We start from the raw sequence: 19869 nt of genomic DNA on the forward strand, positions 1-19869 counted from the left end.
AAAAACGCGATTTCAATAAAAAACAGGCATGAACAATCGGCTTGCTCATGCCTGTTTTCAGCTTAACGGCGGCGGTTGCGGTTGCGCAAGAAGGCTGGAATGTCAAGCGGATCTTCTGCTTGCCCCGAACGGAGCGCCGCATAGTCTTGCGCCGGCTCTTCGCGCTTTTCCCGTTTCGGCGCCGGCGTCACTTTTGGCACGGTGCTGATGCCGACGCGCGATGGCCGCGGTTGCGAAGCAACGTTTTCGTTAAACCCGGTCGCGATGACCGTGACGACAATTTCGTCTTTTAAATTTTCGTTGATGACCGAGCCGAAAATCATGTTCACTTCCTGATCGGCTGCCGAAGCGACAATGTCTGCCGCTTCCTGTACTTCGTACAAGCTTAGGTTCATCCCGCCGGTGATATTCATGAGCACACCTTGCGCCCCGTCAATGGACGTTTCCAACAGCGGGCTGGAAATCGCCTTTTTCGCTGCCTCTGCAGCCCGGTTTTCGCCGCTGGCGACCCCGATGCCCATCAACGCTGAACCTTTGTTCGACATGATCGTTTTCACGTCAGCGAAATCAAGGTTGATGAGTCCCGGTACAGCGATCAAGTCGGAGATGCCCTGTACCCCTTGGCGCAGCACGTTGTCCGCCTCGCGGAACGCCTCGAGCATCGGCGTATTTTTATCGACAATTTCAAGCAACCGATCGTTCGGGATGACGATCAGTGTATCGACCGCTTCTTTCATGGCGGCGATGCCACTTGCGGCCTGCGTCGCCCGTTTCCGTCCTTCAAATGTGAACGGGCGCGTAACGACGCCAACCGTCAGCGCTCCTAATTCGCGCGCGATTTGGGCGATGACCGGCGCCGCACCTGTTCCTGTGCCGCCGCCCATCCCGGCGGTGACAAACACCATATCCGCGCCACGGAGCGCTTCTTCAATTTGTTCTTTGCTCTCTTCCGCCGCTTTTTTTCCAACTTCCGGGTTCGCGCCTGCGCCTAAGCCGCGCGTCAGCTTCGCCCCGATTTGCAGCTTCGTCGGCGCCTTCGACAAGTTGAGCGCCTGCGCATCCGTGTTGACCGCAATAAACTCCACGCCTTGCACTCCGTGTTCAATCATCCGATTGACGGCGTTGTTGCCGCCGCCCCCGACCCCAATCACTTTGATCGTTGCTAACTGATCGACTGTTGTATCAAACTCCAACATGGCCAAATCCTCCTAAATTTCAATCTCTATTCAAAGAAAGACCCGAAAAATTTCTTGACCTTCTTCCCGAAATGGTCTTCTTTCTTTTTTGGTTTCGGCTGCTGTTTTTGCGCGGGACGCTCGACCGGCTCTGCCGCAGCGGCAACCGGAACTGTTTTTCCTTGCAGCTGCGCCTGCCGATAGGCGAATTTGAGCAAGCCGACGCCGATCGTATATTGCGGGTCGCGCACCCCGATATAATCCGGCATGGCGACACGGACGCTCGTCCCTAAGACGACGTGCGCTAGCTCTAGCACTCCTGGCATATTCGCCACGCCGCCCGTCAGCACATAGCCGCCTGGAAGGTCGCGAAACCCGAGCCGGCGCACTTCATGCTGCACCATTTGCAAAATTTCCTCCAGCCTCGCTTCAATAATATCGGCGATCTCAAGCTGGCTGAACTGCTGGTGTTGATCGGTGCCCATAATAGGCACGGTGAATACCTCTTCTTCCGAAGCGTAATCGTAAAATGCATGCCCATGCTTCAGCTTAATTTTTTCGGCGTCTTCTGTTGTCGTGCGCAACCCGATGGCCAAATCTTTTGTAATATGCTCCCCGCCGACTGGAAGCGACGATACAGCCTGCAGCCCGCCTTGCTCAAAGACGGCAACCGTTGTCGAGCCGCCCCCGAGGTCGACGAGCGCAACGCCTAAATGCCGTTCGTCATCGGATAACGCAAGTGAACCGGCCGCCAACGGTTGAAGGCAAATATCGCTGATTTCCAGGCCGGCCCGTTCCACACAGCGAAGGAGATTATGTAAAACCGTCTTCGCTCCGGTTACCATTGTCCCTTCCATTTCGAGACGGACGCCAAGCATGCCGCGCGGATCATGGATGCCGTCTAGTCCATCAACGATAAACTGGCGCGGAACGATCCCGATAATTTCCCGGTCCGGCGGGATGGAAACGACTTGCGCGGCATCGATGACGCGAGCGACATCCTCGTCGCCAATTTCGCGATTTTCACTCGCGACAGCGACGATGCCATGACAGTCATGGAGCTGAATATGGCCGCCTGCCACCCCGACGATCACGCGGCGAATCGACAGGCCGACCATCCGCTCTGCTTGTTCGACCGCTCGCTTGATCGAGTGCACTGTTTTATCTATATCAACAATCGCCCCTTTTTTGAGCCCTTCCGCTTTTACATTGCCTACTCCGATAATGTTAATCGAGCTGCCTAACATTTCCCCGATGATGACTTTGACGCTCGATGTCCCGACATCCAGGCTAACGACGATCTCATTGCTGCTCATCTTTTGGCATCTGCCTACTAAAAACGCGCCGGTGTCGGCCGGCGTTTCAGTAAGCAGCGACACCTCCTTTTTCGGCTGAAATTTCTCGATCCATCTCTTTGTCTATTTGTCTATGTCTAGTTTGTGAATTTCACAAAAACATCATATTTTGGTTTACTCCATATAATTCAACATGCCAAAAGACTTTCCCTGTCTTTTGCTTAACTTTTTTCGCGATTTTGCCGCCGCTCCGCCCATTCGGCAAGCCAAAGACGGCGGATGATGGCGATGTTTTGAAAAAGGCGGACACCGAACGCAAACACGGCTGCTAAATACAAGTCTACACCAAGATGTACACCAAGAAAAGTTAAAGTTGTGGCAAGGATGATGTTGAAAAAAAACCCGGTTATAAATACAAGTTCGTCGTATGTCCCCTGTAAATGGGCGCGCCATCCCCCTATTAATGTATCAAAGGCTGCCAAAATGGCAATCGACAAATAATTGGAATATTCATCGGGGACTTCCCAGCCGGCAAGAACGCCGATGGCAAACCCGAGCAACAACCCGAGAAGCGGGAGCCACATGCTACTTCTCCTCCTTGCCGGCGCTCGCCGTCTCCATATATTTGATCTTCGGCCGTTCGATTGATGGCGGAATGACGATCGCCGGTTTTGGCTTGGAAATCGAAAGCTCCAAGTTTTCGACGATGAAATCGTCGCGGAGCGGCGAAACCGTTAATCCGCTATAGAGCTTGTCCGCATCGTCCGCAATCGCCTTCACCTCAACCGGCAGCCTGATTGGGCGGCGTCCGACGTTCGTCATGCCGTTGATATCGCGAATCGCCGTCCAGTTCGTCAGCCGCTCGCCGTCGATAGCGATTTCCTTTGCTCCATATTTGTTCAACTCGTTCACTAATCGTTGCAGCAGCTCCGGGGACACGGTAGCAGTGACCGGTCCGACGTAGCCGGCTGCCGAGAACGGCGCAATCATTAGGATGATGCCGCTTCCTTTCACTTCCGTCAGGCCGGCTTCTTCTCTCAGTTCAGCGACGGTCGCCTCGAGCGCCGCCCCGCCGCCTGCTGCCTCCTTCTGCCGATAATGGTGCAATTTCTCCTCGTAATCTTCGAGCTCCTCAAGCAAGTGCTGCTCGAGCTGCTGCTCTTTCGTTAAATCGGCGCGCAGTTCCCAAATGTCGCGCGTGTCGCGCCCTTCCGAAGGCATCGTCGTCCGCAACCCGACCGCAAGCATCACGCCGAACACGGCGGCAACAAAGGCAAAAGATAACCGTCTTTTTCTCTCCAATGCACTTCACCGCCCCTTTCCGCCCTCTTTTTATGGTTTGGGCGCAAATACCGGATCGAGAACGATGTCCTTTTGTTTTTCCACTTTCACATCGACATGGTCTTCGACAAGTTCGTCGATGACGCCGCCGGCCAATCCAAGCGCGGATGATAGCACGTCCGGATCGCCGATCGCCGAAATGACAAACGGAGCGGCATGCTGCGTCCCATCCACTTCAATGACCGGACCGTTGCAGACAATGTACGAGCGGTGGGAAATGCGCTGGCCATTGATGGCTACCGCTTCGGCGCCGGAAATCAGCAGTTCGTGAACGACTTTCCATACGTGCTGTTCGTGAACAATGTAGTCAGTAGCACTCGCTTCAGAGGGGATATAAGAGGAATCGGAAAGCGTGACTGCTACGCCTTTCCCTTTAACCCTCGCCTTTCCGACATGCATGCGCAGCTGTTCGGCCTCTTTCGCCAATCCAGCCTCGTTCGACTGGTCTTCGGCCAGTTTTTTTTCCCATGCGGCCAGTTCCTCTTGCTTTTTGACAAGCTGTTGCTTTAACGACCGGTTTTCTTTTTGCAAAGCGATCAGCGCCGAGCGATACTCGTATTCCTTTTTCCACTCGCTGTCGCTCCATTGGCGGCGGGGCGCCTCCTTTTGCGCATGCTGGTACGAAAACCCGAGCATGGCACCAAAGACAAAACAAATAAAAGTAAGGAGGACGCGGCTACGGGCTTGTCGTCTCATCGTCATCCTCCTTTTTCGTCGGTTCGTACGGAACAAAATAGCTGCCCACTTCCAGGTGAATGACTCCTTTGACGTTCCGGTCGAGCTCGGCGATAATGGACGGATAATGCGACAGCCTGTCGGCAAAGTTATGGATGGTCGCACTCACCTCATAGCCGTCGTTCATATAGACGACGACGCGGTCTTCGTACTCACTGTTCGGCTTGTAGTGAATTTCCGACATGGCGCCAAGCACGGCCGCCGGCAGTTCAGCGAGCTGCCCGGTCATTTCCGCAATGGCATCGCCGCTTTTCCAGCCGACTAATACCGGCGCATCGCTCGGAGCCGTTTTCGCCGCTTCCTGCTTTAGCAGCCGTCCGTTTTCAAGCAACGGAAAAAACGTTTGCCGGTTATATACGTAGGCGATCCGCCGCCATTCACGGACGTGGATGACGATCGTATTTGGCAGCCGCTTTTCCACAGCGGCTTGCTTAATTTCCGGATGACGGGCGATTTTCGCCTCGACGTTTTGTTCGTTCACTTTCCAAAAGCTTGTCCGCTTTGTGATGCCGCTCAAACTGATGATGCGCTCCGCCGGCAGATGACGGTTGCCGCTCACTTCCACATGCTTCACCGCGCTGAGCGGCGATTGAAAGTAAAGGACGCATAAGATGAACAGGAAAAAGAAGGACAAATACAAAATCAGCCGGCGGTTCGCCTTTTGGCGGCGCCGCTCTTTCAGTTTCGGCACGCGGTCCTCTAGAACGACGACCTTTCCTTTTTCCATCGCATTCACCGCTTTCTTGTCCAACGCCCGCATTCTTGCCCATGGACCAACACATTGCCGCATATAGATAAAAACAAACGGCATCTGCTGCCGTTTTTATGTTCTTTGCACTTGCTTTCATTATATCACAAATAGACCGAGAGAGAGAGCCTGTTTTTTATCCCATTTGCCGCCACTATTCGACGGTATATCAGAACGATATCAAGGCAAACAAAAGCGGCGGACAACCGCCGCCTGCCTAGGCCTAGTAGCGGGCATGCCGGCTAATATTGAGCAGCACGCCGACCGCCATCAGCATAAGCGTCAGCGATGACCCGCCATAGCTTAAAAACGGGAGGGTAATGCCGGTGACGGGCATCAGCCCGGTGACAACGCCGATATTGATCATCACTTGAATGGCAATCATCGAAATGATGCCGAGCGCCAAAAAGCTGCCGTACAAATCGGGAGCGCCAAGGGCGATGCGCACACCGCGCCAAAGAAGAAGGCTAAACAAAAGAATGACGAGCGAACCGCCGATAAAACCGAGTTCTTCAGCTAAAATCGCGAAAATAAAATCCGTTTGCGGCTCCGGCAAATAAAAAAACTTTTGCCGACTTTGCCCAAGCCCGAGGCCGAACAAGCCGCCCGGCCCGATGGCGTACAGCGACTGGATGATTTGAAACCCGCTTCCGAGCGGATCTTCCCACGGGTTTAAAAACGACGTAATCCGCTTAATCCGGTACGGTGCCGATAAGACGAGGGCGACAAACCCGGCGAGCCCCAATACACCGAGGCCGGCAAAATGACTGAGGCGGGCGCCGGCGACGAAAATCATCGTCACACATGTCCCAACCATGACGGTGCCCGTCCCTAAGTCCGGCTGCAGCATGATCATGCCAAAGGCGGCAAACACGAGCAACAGCGCCGGCAGCAGCCCTTGCTTAAACGACGTAATCTTTTTTTGATTTTCGGATAAATATTTGGCCAAAAAGGCGATCATAGCGAGTTTCATAAACTCGGACGGCTGAATGGAAAACGCCCCGACGCCGATCCAGCTGCGCGACCCATTGCGCACCATGCCGATCCCCGGAATGAGCACAAGAATGAGCAGCACAAAACAAACGCCAAGCAGCACTTTCGACCAGTCGCGCCACGTCCAATAATCGATGTTCATCACAAACAACATCGCGATCACGCCAACGCCGGCAAATAACAGCTGGCGCTTGGCAAAGAAAAAGGAATCGTTAAACTTGTACTCCGCCCAAATGGCGCTCGCGCTGTACACCATGATCAGCCCGATGGCTAAGAGCGAAAACGTTAAAATAATGAGCAAAAAATCCGGCGCAGACTTTTTCCGCGGCAATGCCCAACACCTCTATTTTGTAAACTAGAGGGAAAGGGCTGTCCCTTTCCCTCTATTTCAACTTATGCACGGCGTGAATAAAAATGTCCCCTCTCTCCTCGAAAGTTTTGTATTGATCCCAGCTGGCACATGCCGGAGAGAGCAAAATGACATCGCCCGGCTCTGAGAGCCGAAAGGCAACCGGGACAGCCTGTTCCACATTATCGACATATTCCACTGTTTCTATTCCCGCTTCCCGGGCGACACGGCCGATCTTGGCCGCCGTTTGGCCGAACAGCACGACCGCTTTCACCCGCTGCAAGTACGGAAGAAGCGCATCAAACTCATTGCCGCGGTCAAGCCCGCCGGCCAGCAAAATGACCGGCTCGCCGGCGAATGCCGAGAGCGCCTTTTGCGTCGCTAATAGGTTTGTCGCCTTCGAATCGTTGTAAAACCGCCGCCCGTTGACCTCGGCTACATACTGAAGCCGATGTTTCACACCCGCAAACGTCGTCAACACCCGGCGGATCGCTTCATTGCCTGCGCCGGCTAGTTTCGCAGCCGCTATCGCCGCTAAACTATTTTCCAAATTGTGTTGACCGGGAAGAACGATGTCGGCGGTGCTGATGACCGGCTCACCGTTCCAATAGACGGCGCCGTCTTGGACGTACACCCCTTCACCAAGCGGCTTCGTCGCCGAAAACAGCACCTTTTGCGCCCGGACGGACGAGGCGACGTCCATCACAATGGGATCATCCGCGTTCACGACGGCGTAATCGCGTTCCGTCTGGTTACGGAAAATATTCGCTTTCGCTGCCACATACGCCGCCTTCGTCCCATGGTAATCCAAATGGGCGTCAAAAATGTTGAGCAAGACGGCGATTGCCGGACGAAACTCGCCGATGCCGGCGAGCTGAAACGAAGACAGCTCGGTGACAAGCCATTGATCCGGTTTCGCTTCCTTTGCCACCTCGCAGGCGACAAGGCCGATATTGCCGGCGAGCAGCGCGCCCTGGCCGTCCGCCTTTAACATCTCATAAATGAGCGTCGTTGTTGTCGTTTTTCCGTTCGACCCAGTAATGCCGATAAACGGCGCCTCAGAAATATGATAGGCGAGCTCCACTTCCGTCACGACCGAGAGCCCTTTTTCGAGCGCCTTTTCGACCAACGGGTTTGTATACGGAATGCCCGGATTTTTCACGACGAGGTCAAACGGCTCATCAAGCAGCTCGAGCGGATGGCCGCCGCATACGACGCGGATGCCGAGCTCTTCAAGCTGCTTCGCTTCTGTATTTTCCGCCAACGGCTTCTTGTCGTTGGCGACGACTTCAGCGCCTAATTCCGCAAGCAGCCGAGCCGCCGCCGCTCCGCTTTTCGCCAATCCAATGACAAGCACACGACGATGTTGATAAAAAGGAGTCGGTTTCAATTACATCCACACCTCGATATAAATTCCTAGCATTGCGAATAAAAGGCCGACCGCCCAAAACGTGACGACAATGCGCCATTCCGACCAGCCGATGAGCTCATAGTGGTGGTGGAGCGGACTCATGCGAAAGACGCGCTTGCCCGTCATTTTGAATGAGGCGACTTGAATGATGACCGACAGCGTCTCAATGACAAACACGCCGCCGATCACGACAAGCAGCAGCTCAAGCTTCGTTAAGACAGCGACGGCCGCAATCGCCCCGCCGAGCGCCAGTGAGCCGGTATCACCCATAAACACTTTCGCCGGGTGGGCGTTAAACACTAAAAAGCCGAGCACGGCGCCGACAACAGCCACACAAAATACGGCGACGTCGTACTGGCCTTGGTTCCAAGCCAAGACGGCGTAAGCGCCAAAAGCGATCGCCGCCGTCCCAGCAAGCAGCCCGTCAAGCCCATCGGTCAAGTTGACAGCGTTCGAGCCGCCGACGAGCATGAGCAACAGCAGCACCCCGTACGCCCACCCGAGGTCAAACGACCAGTCAGTGCCGGGAATATGTAGCGCCGTCGAAAAGCCGCTTTGTCGATAGACAAAAAAGAAAATGACCGCGATGATGAGCTGGCCGACAAATTTTTGGCGGCTTGTCAGCCCAAGATTTCGCTTCATCACAACTTTAATCATGTCGTCCAAAAAGCCGAGCACCCCGTAGCCGACCGTAACCAGCAGCAACAAATACGTTCCCGCTGAAAGAGCGGCGAATTTCGCCGTCATCCATACAGTCGTCGCGACGGTGGAAAGCAAAATCATGATGCCGCCCATCGTCGGAGTGCCCGATTTTTTTTGATGCGACTTCGGTCCTTCCTCGCGGATGCTTTGCCCAAATTTTAACCGTCGCAAAAACGGGATGAACAGCGGCGACAAAATGACCGTGACCAAAAAGGAGACCGCCATCGCAATGACGATTAGTTGCTCTGGCATGAATCGTCACACCCTTCTGCCGGCCGCGCGCCTAGCCACCGTTTTTGCAATTCGGCGAGCCGCAGACGGACCGCGGCATCAGCCGGAGCGTACGTCCCGCCTTTTTCCGGGAACGCAAACGAAAATTCCGTGCCCCTATCGCCCCCGCTTTGCGCTAAGTACCGCTCAAGCAATACGGCAGCTGCTTCAAGCGGCGACGGAACGAAAAAGAGCGGAAACTGGTTTGGGATATAGCGGGGCAGCGGCTCGCCGATCGGCCAAAATGAAGCGATCGCCCCATGCTCAATGGCCGTTTTCAACGTTTCCGCCCCGTTTTCGAGCGGAACGAACAACCCTTTTTTCACTTGCTTCTCCGGGTTGACAAACACCGCATGAAAGCGAATCGTCTCATCGACGATGCCGCGCGCTTCCGCTGCGATTGATTGCACCATTCCATACGTGACCATCGTCATCTTCTCTCCTTCACCGCCGCTCGGGCGACGGCGCGATCGTCAAAGTCGATCACATCGTCGCCGATAATTTGATACGTTTCATGCCCTTTGCCGGCGATTAACACGACATCCCCTTCTTGCGCCTGCCCAATGGCGTACCGGATCGCCTCTTCGCGGTCCGGAATGGTCACATACGTCCCATCCCCAGCGCTGACGCCGGCCTCCATATCGCGCAAAATTTGCTTCGGGTCTTCCGAGCGCGGATTGTCGGAGGTAAAAATGGCAACATCCGCATAACGCACCGCCGCTTGCGCCATGAGCGGCCGCTTTGTCCGGTCGCGGTCGCCGCCGCAGCCGATCACAACATACACGTTCCGCTTTGCAAACTGTCGCACTGTTTTCAACGCGTTTTCCACGCTATCCGGCGTATGGGCGTAGTCGACGATAATAGTAAAATTTTGCCCTTCATCGACCGTTTCAAACCGCCCCGGCACCGGTGCGGCATCAGCGAGCGCTGCGGCAATCGTCGCAAGCGGAAAGCCGGAGGCAAGGCAAGCGGCCGCGGCAGCGAGGAGGTTATAGACGTTAAACAAGCCGACCAGCTTCGTTTCGACCGCCGCCGTTCCGTGCGGGGTGCGCAGTTGAAACGCCATGCCGCCGGGGGTCATTTGGATTTGCTCTGCCATTACGTCGCTTTTTTCCTTTATGCCGTATGTGATGATCGGTGCAGCCGTCATATGTTTATAATATTGTGAAACGGGGTCATCATGATTGAGAACGGCAAATTTTGGCCGCCGCTCGTCATAGCGGTTGCCAAGCTGGGCAAACAAGAGCCCTTTGGCGTTCCGATATTCTTCCATTGTCCCGTGATAGTCTAAATGGTCTTGCGTCAAGTTCGTAAACACGGCCACATCGTAATCGCAGCCGTGCACCCGTCCTTGGTGAAGGGCATGCGATGACACTTCCATGGCTGCAAACTCCACACCTTCATCGACCATTTGTTTAAACGTGCGCTGCAAGACGAGCGACTCTGGCGTTGTATTCACGGCCGGGTAGGAACGGTCGCCGATTTTCGTCCCGACCGTGCCGATGAGGCCGGTTTTCTTGCCAGCCTTTCTGGCAACCTGCTCAATGATATGAGTCGTCGTCGTTTTCCCGTTTGTGCCCGTCACTCCGATTAAATGGAGATGGTGGGTCGGCTGCCCGTAAAACGCATCCGCTAAAATCGCCATCGCCCGCCGGCTGTCTGGCACGAGGACGACCGGCACGTTCACTGAGAGCGGACGCTCAGCGACAATCGCCACCGCCCCGCGCGCCACCGCCTGTTCAGCGAAGTTGTGCCCGTCCACGGTAAATCCTTTCACACAAAAAAAGAGCGAACCGGGCGTGACATGACGCGAGTCCATCTCCAGCGCAACGATGTCCGGGTTGCCCCCGCGATGCACCCAAAAGCCGGGCAAGCGTGACAGCAGCGTTTGTAATTTCATGGTTGCTTCATCCCTTTCGCTTATAATAGCCCGCCCAACGATGCGGACAGCGGAAAAAGGGGCCCAACCAACCCGATGAGTCATCGCATCGGCCGCCCCTTGCCTGATCTTTACTGCTCCTCTGCCGCCTCGTTTTTCGCCAAATAAATGCGAATCGTCGATCCCTCTTTCACTTTCGCCCCTGGCTCTGGGGATTGTTCAACGACCACATTTCCCTCGCCACTAACATCTAATTTTAAGTCAAAAAGCTGTTCTTGCAAATCATTTTTTGTCAATCCGATTAAATTGGGCACTTCAATCACTTTCGGCTCGTTCCAGTCCCGTTCTTTAGCAAGTTGATCTTTGCGCGGCTTCACGTTCATGGCGCGCAGGCTGTCTTCCATCACTTTGCCGACGATCGGCGCGGCGACCGTGCCGCCAAACTGAACCGTCCCTTTCGGATTGTCAACGGCGACGTATACGACAAGCTGCGGATCATCAGCCGGAGCGAAACCGATGAACGATACGATATGGTTGTTTTGCAAATAGCGGCCGCCTTGCGCTTTTTGCGCCGTCCCGGTTTTTCCGCCGACCCGGTATCCTTCAACATACGCCTTTTTCCCTGTTCCTTGGGCGACGACACTCTCAAGCGCATACCGAACTTGTTTCGACGTTTCCTCGGAAATCACACGCCGTTTCGCCTTTGGCGTACTGCGGCGGACGATTTCGCCCGTCTCCGGATCAACCCACTCCTTGGCAATGTAGGGGGTGTATAAAACGCCGCCATTGATTGCAGCCGATACGGCGGCGATTTGCTGGATCGGCGTCACCGACACCCCTTGGCCGAACGCGGTCGTCGCCAGCTCCACCGGCCCGACCCGTTTTAAATCAAACAAAATTCCGGTTCCTTCCCCTTGCAAGTCGATGCCGGTTTTCTCGCCAAACCCGAACTGCTTAATGTACTTAAACAGCGTTTCTTTTCCAAGCCGTTCGCCCAGCGCCACAAACCCCGGGTTGCACGAGTTTTGCACAACTTCTAAAAACGTTTGCTCTCCGTGGCCGCCTTTTTTCCAGCAGCGCAGCGTAGCGCCGGCTACTTTGGCATAGCCTGGATCAAAAAAGTGGTCTTTGAGCAAATTCACTTTCTCTTCCTCAAGAGCCGCCGCAAGCGTAATGATTTTGAACGTTGACCCTGGCTCATATGTACTCCAAATCGGCAAGTTGCGGTTGTAAATTTCCGGAGGGACGTTGCGGTAGTTGGCCGGGTCGAAGGTCGGGCGGCTCGCCATCGCCAAAATTTCGCCCGTATTCGGATTCATGGCGATGGCGATGATGCCGTCCGGATTGTATTTCGCCTCCGCGATATCAAGCTCCCGTTCGATAATCGTCTGGATGCGCGAGTCAATGGTCAGCACTAAGTCCAAGCCGTCGGTCGGGGGCGTATAATCATCCGCCATATCAGGCATGCGCCGTCCTTTTGCATCGGAATAAAATTGGACCGAACCGCGCTCGCCGCTTAGTTCTTTGTCATAATACAGCTCAAGCCCGGTGAGCCCTTGATTGTCAATGCCGGTGAAGCCGAGCACATGCGACAAATAGCTGCCAAACGGGTAGTAGCGCTTCGTATCTTCGGCGATATACACCCCGTCTAAATCGAGCGCGCGCACGTTCGCCGCCTTTTCATCAGAAATTTTCCGTCCTTCCTTCAGGCGGACGATCGACGTTTTTTGCGTAATTTGCCTATAGATCGATTCGACTGAAGCGCCCAACACAGCGGACAGCTTTTCCGCCGCTTCCGCCGGGTTTTTCACTTGCCGGGGGATGATATACACTGTCGGCGCGCTCATATTTGTCGCCAGCGGAACGCCGTTGCGATCCAAAATTTCGCCGCGCTTCGGCTCAAACGGGATGTTCCGGCCCCATAGCCCTTTCGCCCGTTCCGCTAACATATCGCCGAGCCAAAATTGAACGTAACCAAGACGGAGATCGATAATCGCAAAGATGAAAATACCGATCAAAAACACGATCGTCAACCGCTTGCGCACGGTAACGTACGACACGCGCATATGGCGGAACCTCCTTCGTGATGGGCTCGTTCCACTATATGCTTGTACGCCCCGTTATAGAACGGCAAAAATCATTCGTGCGGCTCGTCGTCTTTCCGCTCAGCCGCCTCTTTTTCTTTCCTCGCCGCTGTTTCTTCCCATTGGCGCGGCGGGGCCAACTCGACAATCAAATAATCCCCTTTGCGCACTTCCGCTCCCGGGCGAATGTTTTGGCTGACAACATAACCGGTTCCTTTCGTGCTCGGCCGCAGCCCGAGCACGTTGGCCACTTTCATGGCATCCCGCAGCGAAAAGCCGCGCAAATCAGGCATCGTTGCCGCTCCGTCCGTTTTCAGCACGACCCGCTCTCCCGGAAGAACGCGCTCCCCACCGCTCGGAAGCTGCTGTTCGACATATTTGCCGCTGCCGATGACGACCGGCACATATCCTTTTTCTTTCAGCTGTTCCGCCGCCGCGACGGCCGTCTGGCCGATCAACGAGTCAAGCGCGCGCCGCTCCGTTGTCTTCGTTTCCGGTCGTTTCTCCTCTACCGGCTCGATATGCAAATATTGCAGACTGCTTTTCATTACCGTCGTAAAAATTTGCGACACCGGCGCCGCCCCGGTTTCGGTGACATCGAGCTGCGGCTGCTGGACGGCCACGTACATCACGAGCCGCGGATCATCAGCTGGCGCCATGCCTAAAAACGAGAAAATATAGTTTTCCCGGCCGGTCAAGTAGCCGCCGGCGGCCGACGGAATTTGCGCCGTCCCTGTTTTGCCGGCGACACGGTAGCCATCAATTTGGTACGGGCGGCCGGTGCCGTGTTCCGAGGTGACGACCGTCTCTAAAATATCGCGCACTTTGCGCGCCGTTTCCGCCGTGATCGGTTCACCGGCTACGGTCGGCTCATGATCAAGAACGACTTTGCCGCTGTCTGGATCGACGACTTTTTCAATGACGTACGGCTTCATCATTTTCCCATCGTTCGCGATCGCTGTTGCCGCTTGAATTTGCTGAATTGGCGTCACCGACGTCCCTTGGCCAAAACCGGTCGTAATCCGTTCGATCGGATATCGGTAGCGGATTTGCCCGACCGCTTCGTTCGGCAAGTCGATGCCGGTTTTCTGGTCGAAACGGAAACGGTGCAAATATTGCAAAAACCGATCTTCGCCGAGCTTTTCTTTCACTAAAATGGAAAAGGCGACGTTCGATGAACGCTGCATCCCTTCTTGAAACGTAATCGTCCCCCAACCGACATCGTTATGGTCGCGAATGATGTTTGGCCCGACCTTGTACGACCCGGAGCGGTACGTTTCCTTGCCGTTATATACTCCTTCATTAATGGCCGCAGCGAGCGTAAACACTTTCATCGTTGACCCCGGCTCGTACGGATAGGAAATGGCGTCATTCAAAAAGTTCGTAATGTCGCGCTTGTTCGGATCGAAACTTGGACGGGTCCCCATGGCTAAAATTTTTCCTGTTTTCGGATCAGCGACGATGGCGATCATTTTTTTCGGTTTGTACTGCTTCTCAACGCTGTTCATGGCGTCTTCTAAAAACGTTTGGATTTTTCCGTCGATCGTCAAATAGACGTTCGCTCCATTGTCCGGCTTAACGATCCGTTCTTTTGCCTCCGGCAGGCGAAAGCCGTTCACATCGCTGGTAAACGACACATAGCCGTCCGTTTCGTGCAAATAGCGATCAAGCCATTTTTCCACTCCCATTTTGCCCACTGTTTCATTTTCCTCGTTTTTCTGCGCATAACCGATCACGTGCGAAGCAAACGTGCCGTTCGGATAAAACCGGTTTGTATCGCGGATGAAAGCGATGCCCGGCAAGTCGAGCGCCTCAATTTTTTGCTTGAGTTCAAAGCTGATGTTGCGGCCGTAGGAGCCGAACTCGACTTGCTTCGCCTTTTTCGTTAAAATGCGCTCCATGTCCTCGACATCCATGCCAAGCAGCGGAGCAAGCTTTTTCGCCGTTTTTTCCGGATCGACGACATGGCGCGGCCGGTCCGGGTCGGTCGTCATCTCTGGATCCAAAATGGCCACGACCGTATACGACGGCACATCCTGCGCCAAAATGGTGCCGTTGCGGCCAAAAATCGTCCCGCGCTTCGCTTCGATCGTCCGCGTTTGTTTATGCTGCTGTTCGGCTTTCGCGGCCAGCACATGGCCGTCCGCTTTTCCGGTCCATTGCAGCTGGACAAAACGGGCAAAGAGCAGGAAAAAGAGCAGGCCGAAAACGATAAACAAAACTCCTGCCCCCCGATGGGTGTTGGCATGCTTTTTCATTTCCATCGTCCATCATTCCTGCACGACTTTTACATGGTTTTCGTTAAGCGACAGCCCGAGCTCCTTCGCCTTTTCCAAAATGCGTTCATATGCGCTCAATCGCTGCACTTCGACATACAGGTCATTATTTTCCTTTTTTTGTTCATCAATGGCCGTTTCCAACTTTTGCACTTCTTTATTCAGCTCGTAAATTTGCACTTGGCTTGAGATGAACTGAACCGCCACATAAAAGACAAACAGCAAAAACGAGACGATCAACAGCTTCTCAGCCAGCGTAAGACGAAAGCGCCGTTTTCGCTGCGGCTGCGGGCTCGGCGGCGCAGCCGGGCGCTTTTGCTCGCGCACTACTTTAACTGCCAAATCGTTCACAGCTTTCCCCTCCTGTTTCTCCACTCGTTCTTTTTCATCATCAGCGTCACCGTTTTTCGGCGATGCGAAGCTTTGCCGAACGGGCGCGGTTGTTTCGTTCCAGCTCCTCGGCAGAAGGAACGATCGGTTTTTTTGTAATGATTTTCAGCACGGGGCGGTAATCATCGGGGAGAACCGGAAGCCCCGGAGGCAATGGCGGGCTCTCGCTTGCTTTTTTAAACGTTTCTTTGCAAATGCGGTCTTCGAGCGAGTGAAACGTAATGACGCTCACACGGCCGCCTGGCGCTAACAGTTCAATCGCCTGTTCGAGCGCCTCGCGAAACGCTTCGAGTTCATCGTTGACGGCGATGCGGAGCGCTTGGAAAATGCGCTTGGCCGGATGTCCGCCGCTGCGGCGCGCCGGCGCCGGAATCGCCGCTTTGATCACCTCAACGAGCTCCCCGGTCGTTTCGATCGGCCTTTCACGGCGCACCTCCTCAATTTTGCGCGCCACCTGCTTTGAAAACTTTTCCTCGCCGTAGCGAAAAAAAATGCGGACAAGATCCTCGTATGGCCAGCGGTTGACGATCTCCTCCGCCGTAAGCCGCTGCTTGCGGTCCATCCGCATGTCAAGCGGCGCATCATGCTGATAGCTGAAGCCGCGCTCCGGCTCGTCGAGCTGCGGCGAAGAAACGCCTAAATCAAACAATATACCGTCAACAGTATCGATGCCAAGGGCCAAAAGCTCCTCGCGCAAAAACCGGAAGTTCCGGTTTATCAACTGCACTTGTTCGCCGTAGCGGGCGAGCCGCTCGCGCGCGTGCAAAATGGCGGTCTCGTCCTGGTCAAAAGCAAACAGTTTCCCTTGTTTCGAGAGACGGGAGAGCAAATATTCGCTATGGCCGCCGCCGCCTAACGTGCAATCGACATAGACGCCGTCTGGACGGACGTTCAGCCCATCGACCGCTTCCTTTAACAACACGGTTGTATGTTGAAACACATGTCCACCACCTTTACTGCTTCCGAACGCACTTGCATCGGCCAGTGGCCGCTTCCTTATTATATCGCAAAGACGGACAAAATTTTAGCTTTTTTTGTAAAAAAGCGTCCCTTTTTGTTTATTTTTGTCGGATGCAACCGATAAAACCTATAATTGTAAAACCCCCCTTTACTTTTATTTCCATCCGTTTCGTGTTGTTTTGTTACTATTCATTTCAAGAAAAAAAAATCCTGCTCGAAACAGGATTTTTCTTTTCGACTTTTTCTTTGAAAAAGCCTTATATATATACAATTTTGTGCATTCCGTTTTCCGGATGGCGGATTGCCAAAAGTTTTTCTACAAAATCAAATCCGTAACGGTTCACGTAGTAAAACACGTTCCAAACCCGCTCTTGGGGCGCACCGTTTGGGCGCAGCGCCGTTTCCACACGCCAAAATTTCCGCTGCTCGGCCTCATGTTTGCGCAACAGCGCCCGCTCCAACGTTTGCTGAAGAAACTCGATTTGTGCCTGAATGAAGGCGGCATTTTTCGCCACCAATCCCTCTAATCCGCGGTCAATTTCCATGCCGAGCTCGCGCAGCGGCCGGTGCGCCGCTTCAATGCCGGCTTTCGCTTTGGCAAACGCCTCCGCCAGCGGGGCTTCGGCCGTTGCCTTGAGCCATTGCTGCTTGACCTCCTCAAGGCGCCCGGACAGTACATCATTCGCCTCAAGACCGATATCGGCGAGGTCGGTTTGCAGCGAACGGCTGACGATCGTCGCCTGCAAACGCGGCACCACCGGCGGCATTTCCATCCTAAACAGCGGGAACACCTCTTTCAACTCCGCCCAATAGGCGATCTCCCCAGGACCGGCAACAAAAGCGAGCGTCGGCAGCAAATATTCTTGCATAAGCGGACGGGTGACAACATTGTTGCTTAAACAGGCCGGCTTCGTTTCAGCGAGCTTGAGCAGCTGTTGCTTCGTCAAAATGACGCTCCCTGCTTTATTGCGAAACAGGCCGCTCTCCTCATCATAGTGCAAAAGAGAGCGTTCATGGCCATCGTAATAAAACAAGTTGGCCGCATCCGGCGCGATCTCAATGAGCGGTGCATATCCGAGCGCACGCAGCGCCTCTTGCTGAGACAGCACGGCTGACGTCACATCGCGATGGCGGTCAACGAGCGCGGCGAAGAAACAGCGCTCGAGCGGGCGCACCGCCGCATCGCCGGCGTTGAGGACGACTAGGCCGTCATCGGCAAACAAGCGCAGGACAATAGCGGCAAAAAAGTCGACAAACGTGCGGGAATCGTCCAAGCACGCCGCTAGAAATGAGAGCAGTTCATTCGTCACGTCCGTTTCCCCATATGTTTTGACGACGCGCTCAATCCACTCGTCAGCAAGCTGGCGATCGAGCGGGACATCGGCCGCCATCCTCCTTTCGTTCCGCCTGTGCGGGTACACCGCTTTTTTGACTTCGCCACCCTCGACGACGTATACATGGTCAACTTCACCGATGTCATGGTCTTCGCCGGCGATCCAAAACAGCGGCACAACCGGTACACCGAGTTTTTGCTCCTGCTCTTTGGCCAGCCGAATGATCGTAACGATTTTGTAAATCGTATAAAGCGGCCCGGTCAATAGCCCGGCTTGCTGCCCGCCGACGATGACAACGCTGTTTTCATCGCGCAGCTTGTCGATATTGCTCATCGTTGCCACGCTGGCCGAAAACCGGCGGTGATAGGCGTCTAAGTAATCAGCCAGCCCGCGGCGGTCATACGTCCTTCCTTGCAAGTGGGACAGCCGCCGGCGAAACGCCTCATCATCCGCCCGGGCATAGGCAAACCCTTTTTCAGCCGGGAATGCACCGGTTATGTAAGCAGCAGCCAGCTTCGTTGCCGCCGGCAGCGGAACCTCGCGAACTTCCATGACAAAAACTCCCTTTCCTATGTATTCTTTCATGAGTATAGCACGTTCGGTGCAAAGAGAGAAAAATCATTGCTCAAAGGTTGGCGGCGACGCGCGCCACCATGCCGTATGCGAGCAACCCGGCATAAAGGGAAGCAAAAATGAGAAAACTCGCCCGCCAAAATAGGCGGAACACCTCCGCCAAGCGAAAATCCCCCTTTTTCCTCCAATAACCGAGCGCGATAGCGGCGTGCAGCCCAAGCAAAAAGAGAAGGAGATGAATAAAATACGATTTTCCGAACAACACAGTCAACAAAAAATAGACCGCGGCGATGAAAAATGCGGTCGCAACGTTGACTGCGGCGTAAAACGCCGCCCGCTTCCGCCCGCCAAACAGACGCACTCCAAAATAGACGAGCAAAAATAGCAAGAGCGGCAGCGTCACAAATGTCGCCAGCACCGGTGCGAGCCAATCACCCATCCGCGTCCCCCCCCTTCCTTCCCTTTCAGCGCGCAAAAGACAAAACGGACGAGCGGCAGCGCCACACCGCGCGCTTCTCCTTGCTTGAGCACATAGCCTAAAATCGCATCGATTTCCGTCCGGCGCCCGTTCGCCACATCCATATACATCGACGAATAGTTGTCCGCCGTGTTTCGGCATATGTGGACAATGCGCTGCCACGCCTGCTCGGCGCTGTGAAGCGGCAGCACTTGCCGCACTTCATCAAACAGCTGCGCCATCATGTCCCGATACGGCGCCACCTCAAGGAGCGCCCCGTTTTTTACTTGCAATAGCGCTGTGAGCGGATTGATCACCGCGTTAACGACGAGCTTGTCGACAAGAACCCGCTCCCAATCATCCGCCCATTCGATCGGAAAATCATCGTCCCCGGCCAATTCGGCGGCCATAGCAGGCGACCCGTATAACGGTGCGAGCGTCAGCTTGCCCGCGCCTGTATGCGCCACCGTCCGGTCGTCAAGCTTCAGCGCGCCATGCTCCACAACGCCGACGACGATGTTTTTGTCGGCAAAAGCGGACAACGTCTCGAGATGGCCCATGCCGTTTTGCAAAAACACAAGCGTGCGGATGCGGCAAAACGAATCAAGTTGTGCGCAAACAGCCGCGAGATCATACTGTTTGACCGTCACGAACACGAGCGGCTCAACGAGCTCCGCTCCGGCAAACGGCCGCGCCCGAACCGCCGCGACCGCTGTTTTCCCATCTTTTTTCAGCGCAACACCGTGTCTGGCCAGCTGCTCTGCTTGGGACAAGCGTCTCGTATAAACGGTCACTTCGTGGCGCTGCCCGAGATAGGCGGCAAGCAGCAGCCCGACCGCCCCGCCGCCGATAATGCCAATGTTCACGCCCCTCCCCCCGCTTTCTCGCAAAGTCACG

Annotated in this window: 18 protein-coding genes; all 18 read right to left on the reverse strand. The window is 54.7% G+C overall.

What is annotated here, in order from left to right:
- Positions 1-62: 62 nt before the first annotated feature.
- A complete protein-coding gene (gene ftsZ, locus GS3922_RS10850) occupies positions 63-1196 on the reverse strand; it encodes a cell division protein FtsZ (RefSeq protein ID WP_063166368.1) in 1134 nt (377 codons plus the stop codon).
- 26 nt (positions 1197-1222) lie between these two features.
- The gene (gene ftsA, locus GS3922_RS10855; RefSeq protein WP_063167388.1) at positions 1223-2491 is read right to left on the reverse strand and encodes a cell division protein FtsA; all 1269 of its coding nucleotides are present in this window, start codon (positions 2489-2491) and stop codon (positions 1223-1225) included.
- Positions 2492-2691: 200 nt separating this feature from the next.
- The gene (locus tag GS3922_RS10860; RefSeq protein ID WP_063166369.1) at positions 2692-3054 is read right to left on the reverse strand and encodes a small basic family protein; all 363 of its coding nucleotides are present in this window, start codon (positions 3052-3054) and stop codon (positions 2692-2694) included.
- A gap of 1 nt (position 3055) precedes the next feature.
- A complete protein-coding gene (locus GS3922_RS10865; protein ID WP_063166370.1) occupies positions 3056-3772 on the reverse strand; it encodes a DUF881 domain-containing protein in 717 nt (238 codons plus the stop codon).
- A 30-nt stretch (positions 3773-3802) separates the two neighbouring features.
- Positions 3803-4507 (reverse strand): DUF881 domain-containing protein, encoded by a 705-nt coding sequence (locus GS3922_RS10870; RefSeq protein WP_063166371.1) that lies wholly within the window; start codon positions 4505-4507, stop codon positions 3803-3805.
- Positions 4488-5273, reverse strand: a complete 786-nt coding sequence (gene divIB, locus GS3922_RS10875; RefSeq protein WP_082816605.1) for a cell division protein DivIB — start codon at positions 5271-5273, stop codon at positions 4488-4490. Before divIB ends, GS3922_RS10870 begins: the two co-directional genes overlap by 20 nt.
- 244 nt (positions 5274-5517) lie before the next feature.
- Positions 5518-6618 carry a stage V sporulation protein E gene (gene spoVE, locus GS3922_RS10880; RefSeq protein WP_063166372.1) on the reverse strand — a complete coding sequence of 367 codons (1101 nt, stop codon included), beginning with the start codon at positions 6616-6618 and terminating at the stop codon, positions 5518-5520.
- Between the two features lie 52 nt (positions 6619-6670).
- Complete coding sequence (murD, locus tag GS3922_RS10885) at positions 6671-8026, reverse strand: UDP-N-acetylmuramoyl-L-alanine--D-glutamate ligase (protein WP_063166373.1); 1356 nt, start codon at positions 8024-8026, stop codon at positions 6671-6673.
- On the reverse strand, positions 8027-9001 hold the full coding sequence (gene mraY / locus GS3922_RS10890; RefSeq protein ID WP_063166374.1) for a phospho-N-acetylmuramoyl-pentapeptide-transferase: 975 nt from the start codon (positions 8999-9001) through the stop codon (positions 8027-8029).
- The gene (locus GS3922_RS10895; protein ID WP_063166375.1) at positions 8986-9453 is read right to left on the reverse strand and encodes a hypothetical protein; all 468 of its coding nucleotides are present in this window, start codon (positions 9451-9453) and stop codon (positions 8986-8988) included. Before GS3922_RS10895 ends, mraY begins: the two co-directional genes overlap by 16 nt.
- The gene (locus GS3922_RS10900; RefSeq protein ID WP_063166376.1) at positions 9450-10919 is read right to left on the reverse strand and encodes a UDP-N-acetylmuramoyl-L-alanyl-D-glutamate--2,6-diaminopimelate ligase; all 1470 of its coding nucleotides are present in this window, start codon (positions 10917-10919) and stop codon (positions 9450-9452) included. Before GS3922_RS10900 ends, GS3922_RS10895 begins: the two co-directional genes overlap by 4 nt.
- Before the next feature lie 110 nt (positions 10920-11029).
- Complete coding sequence (locus GS3922_RS10905) at positions 11030-12964, reverse strand: stage V sporulation protein D (RefSeq protein ID WP_063166377.1); 1935 nt, start codon at positions 12962-12964, stop codon at positions 11030-11032.
- Positions 12965-13035: 71 nt separating this feature from the next.
- Entirely contained in the window at positions 13036-15246 is a 2211-nt protein-coding gene (locus tag GS3922_RS10910; protein ID WP_063166378.1) for a penicillin-binding protein, read from the reverse strand.
- Positions 15247-15252: 6 nt separating this feature from the next.
- Complete coding sequence (gene ftsL, locus GS3922_RS10915) at positions 15253-15609, reverse strand: cell division protein FtsL (protein WP_063166379.1); 357 nt, start codon at positions 15607-15609, stop codon at positions 15253-15255.
- 46 nt (positions 15610-15655) lie between these two features.
- Complete coding sequence (gene rsmH, locus GS3922_RS10920) at positions 15656-16588, reverse strand: 16S rRNA (cytosine(1402)-N(4))-methyltransferase RsmH (RefSeq protein ID WP_063166380.1); 933 nt, start codon at positions 16586-16588, stop codon at positions 15656-15658.
- 277 nt (positions 16589-16865) lie between these two features.
- Entirely contained in the window at positions 16866-18494 is a 1629-nt protein-coding gene (bshC, locus tag GS3922_RS10925) for a bacillithiol biosynthesis cysteine-adding enzyme BshC (RefSeq protein ID WP_063166381.1), read from the reverse strand.
- A 73-nt stretch (positions 18495-18567) separates the two neighbouring features.
- On the reverse strand, positions 18568-18954 hold the full coding sequence (locus tag GS3922_RS10930; RefSeq protein ID WP_063166382.1) for a DUF3397 domain-containing protein: 387 nt from the start codon (positions 18952-18954) through the stop codon (positions 18568-18570).
- On the reverse strand, positions 18915-19838 hold the full coding sequence (locus tag GS3922_RS10935) for a 2-dehydropantoate 2-reductase (protein ID WP_063166383.1): 924 nt from the start codon (positions 19836-19838) through the stop codon (positions 18915-18917). Before GS3922_RS10935 ends, GS3922_RS10930 begins: the two co-directional genes overlap by 40 nt.
- Positions 19839-19869 lie beyond the last annotated feature (31 nt).

Origin of the sequence: Geobacillus subterraneus (genome assembly GCF_001618685.1) — a bacterium.
In the GTDB taxonomy this organism is placed as follows: Bacteria; Bacillota; Bacilli; order Bacillales; family Anoxybacillaceae; genus Geobacillus; species Geobacillus subterraneus.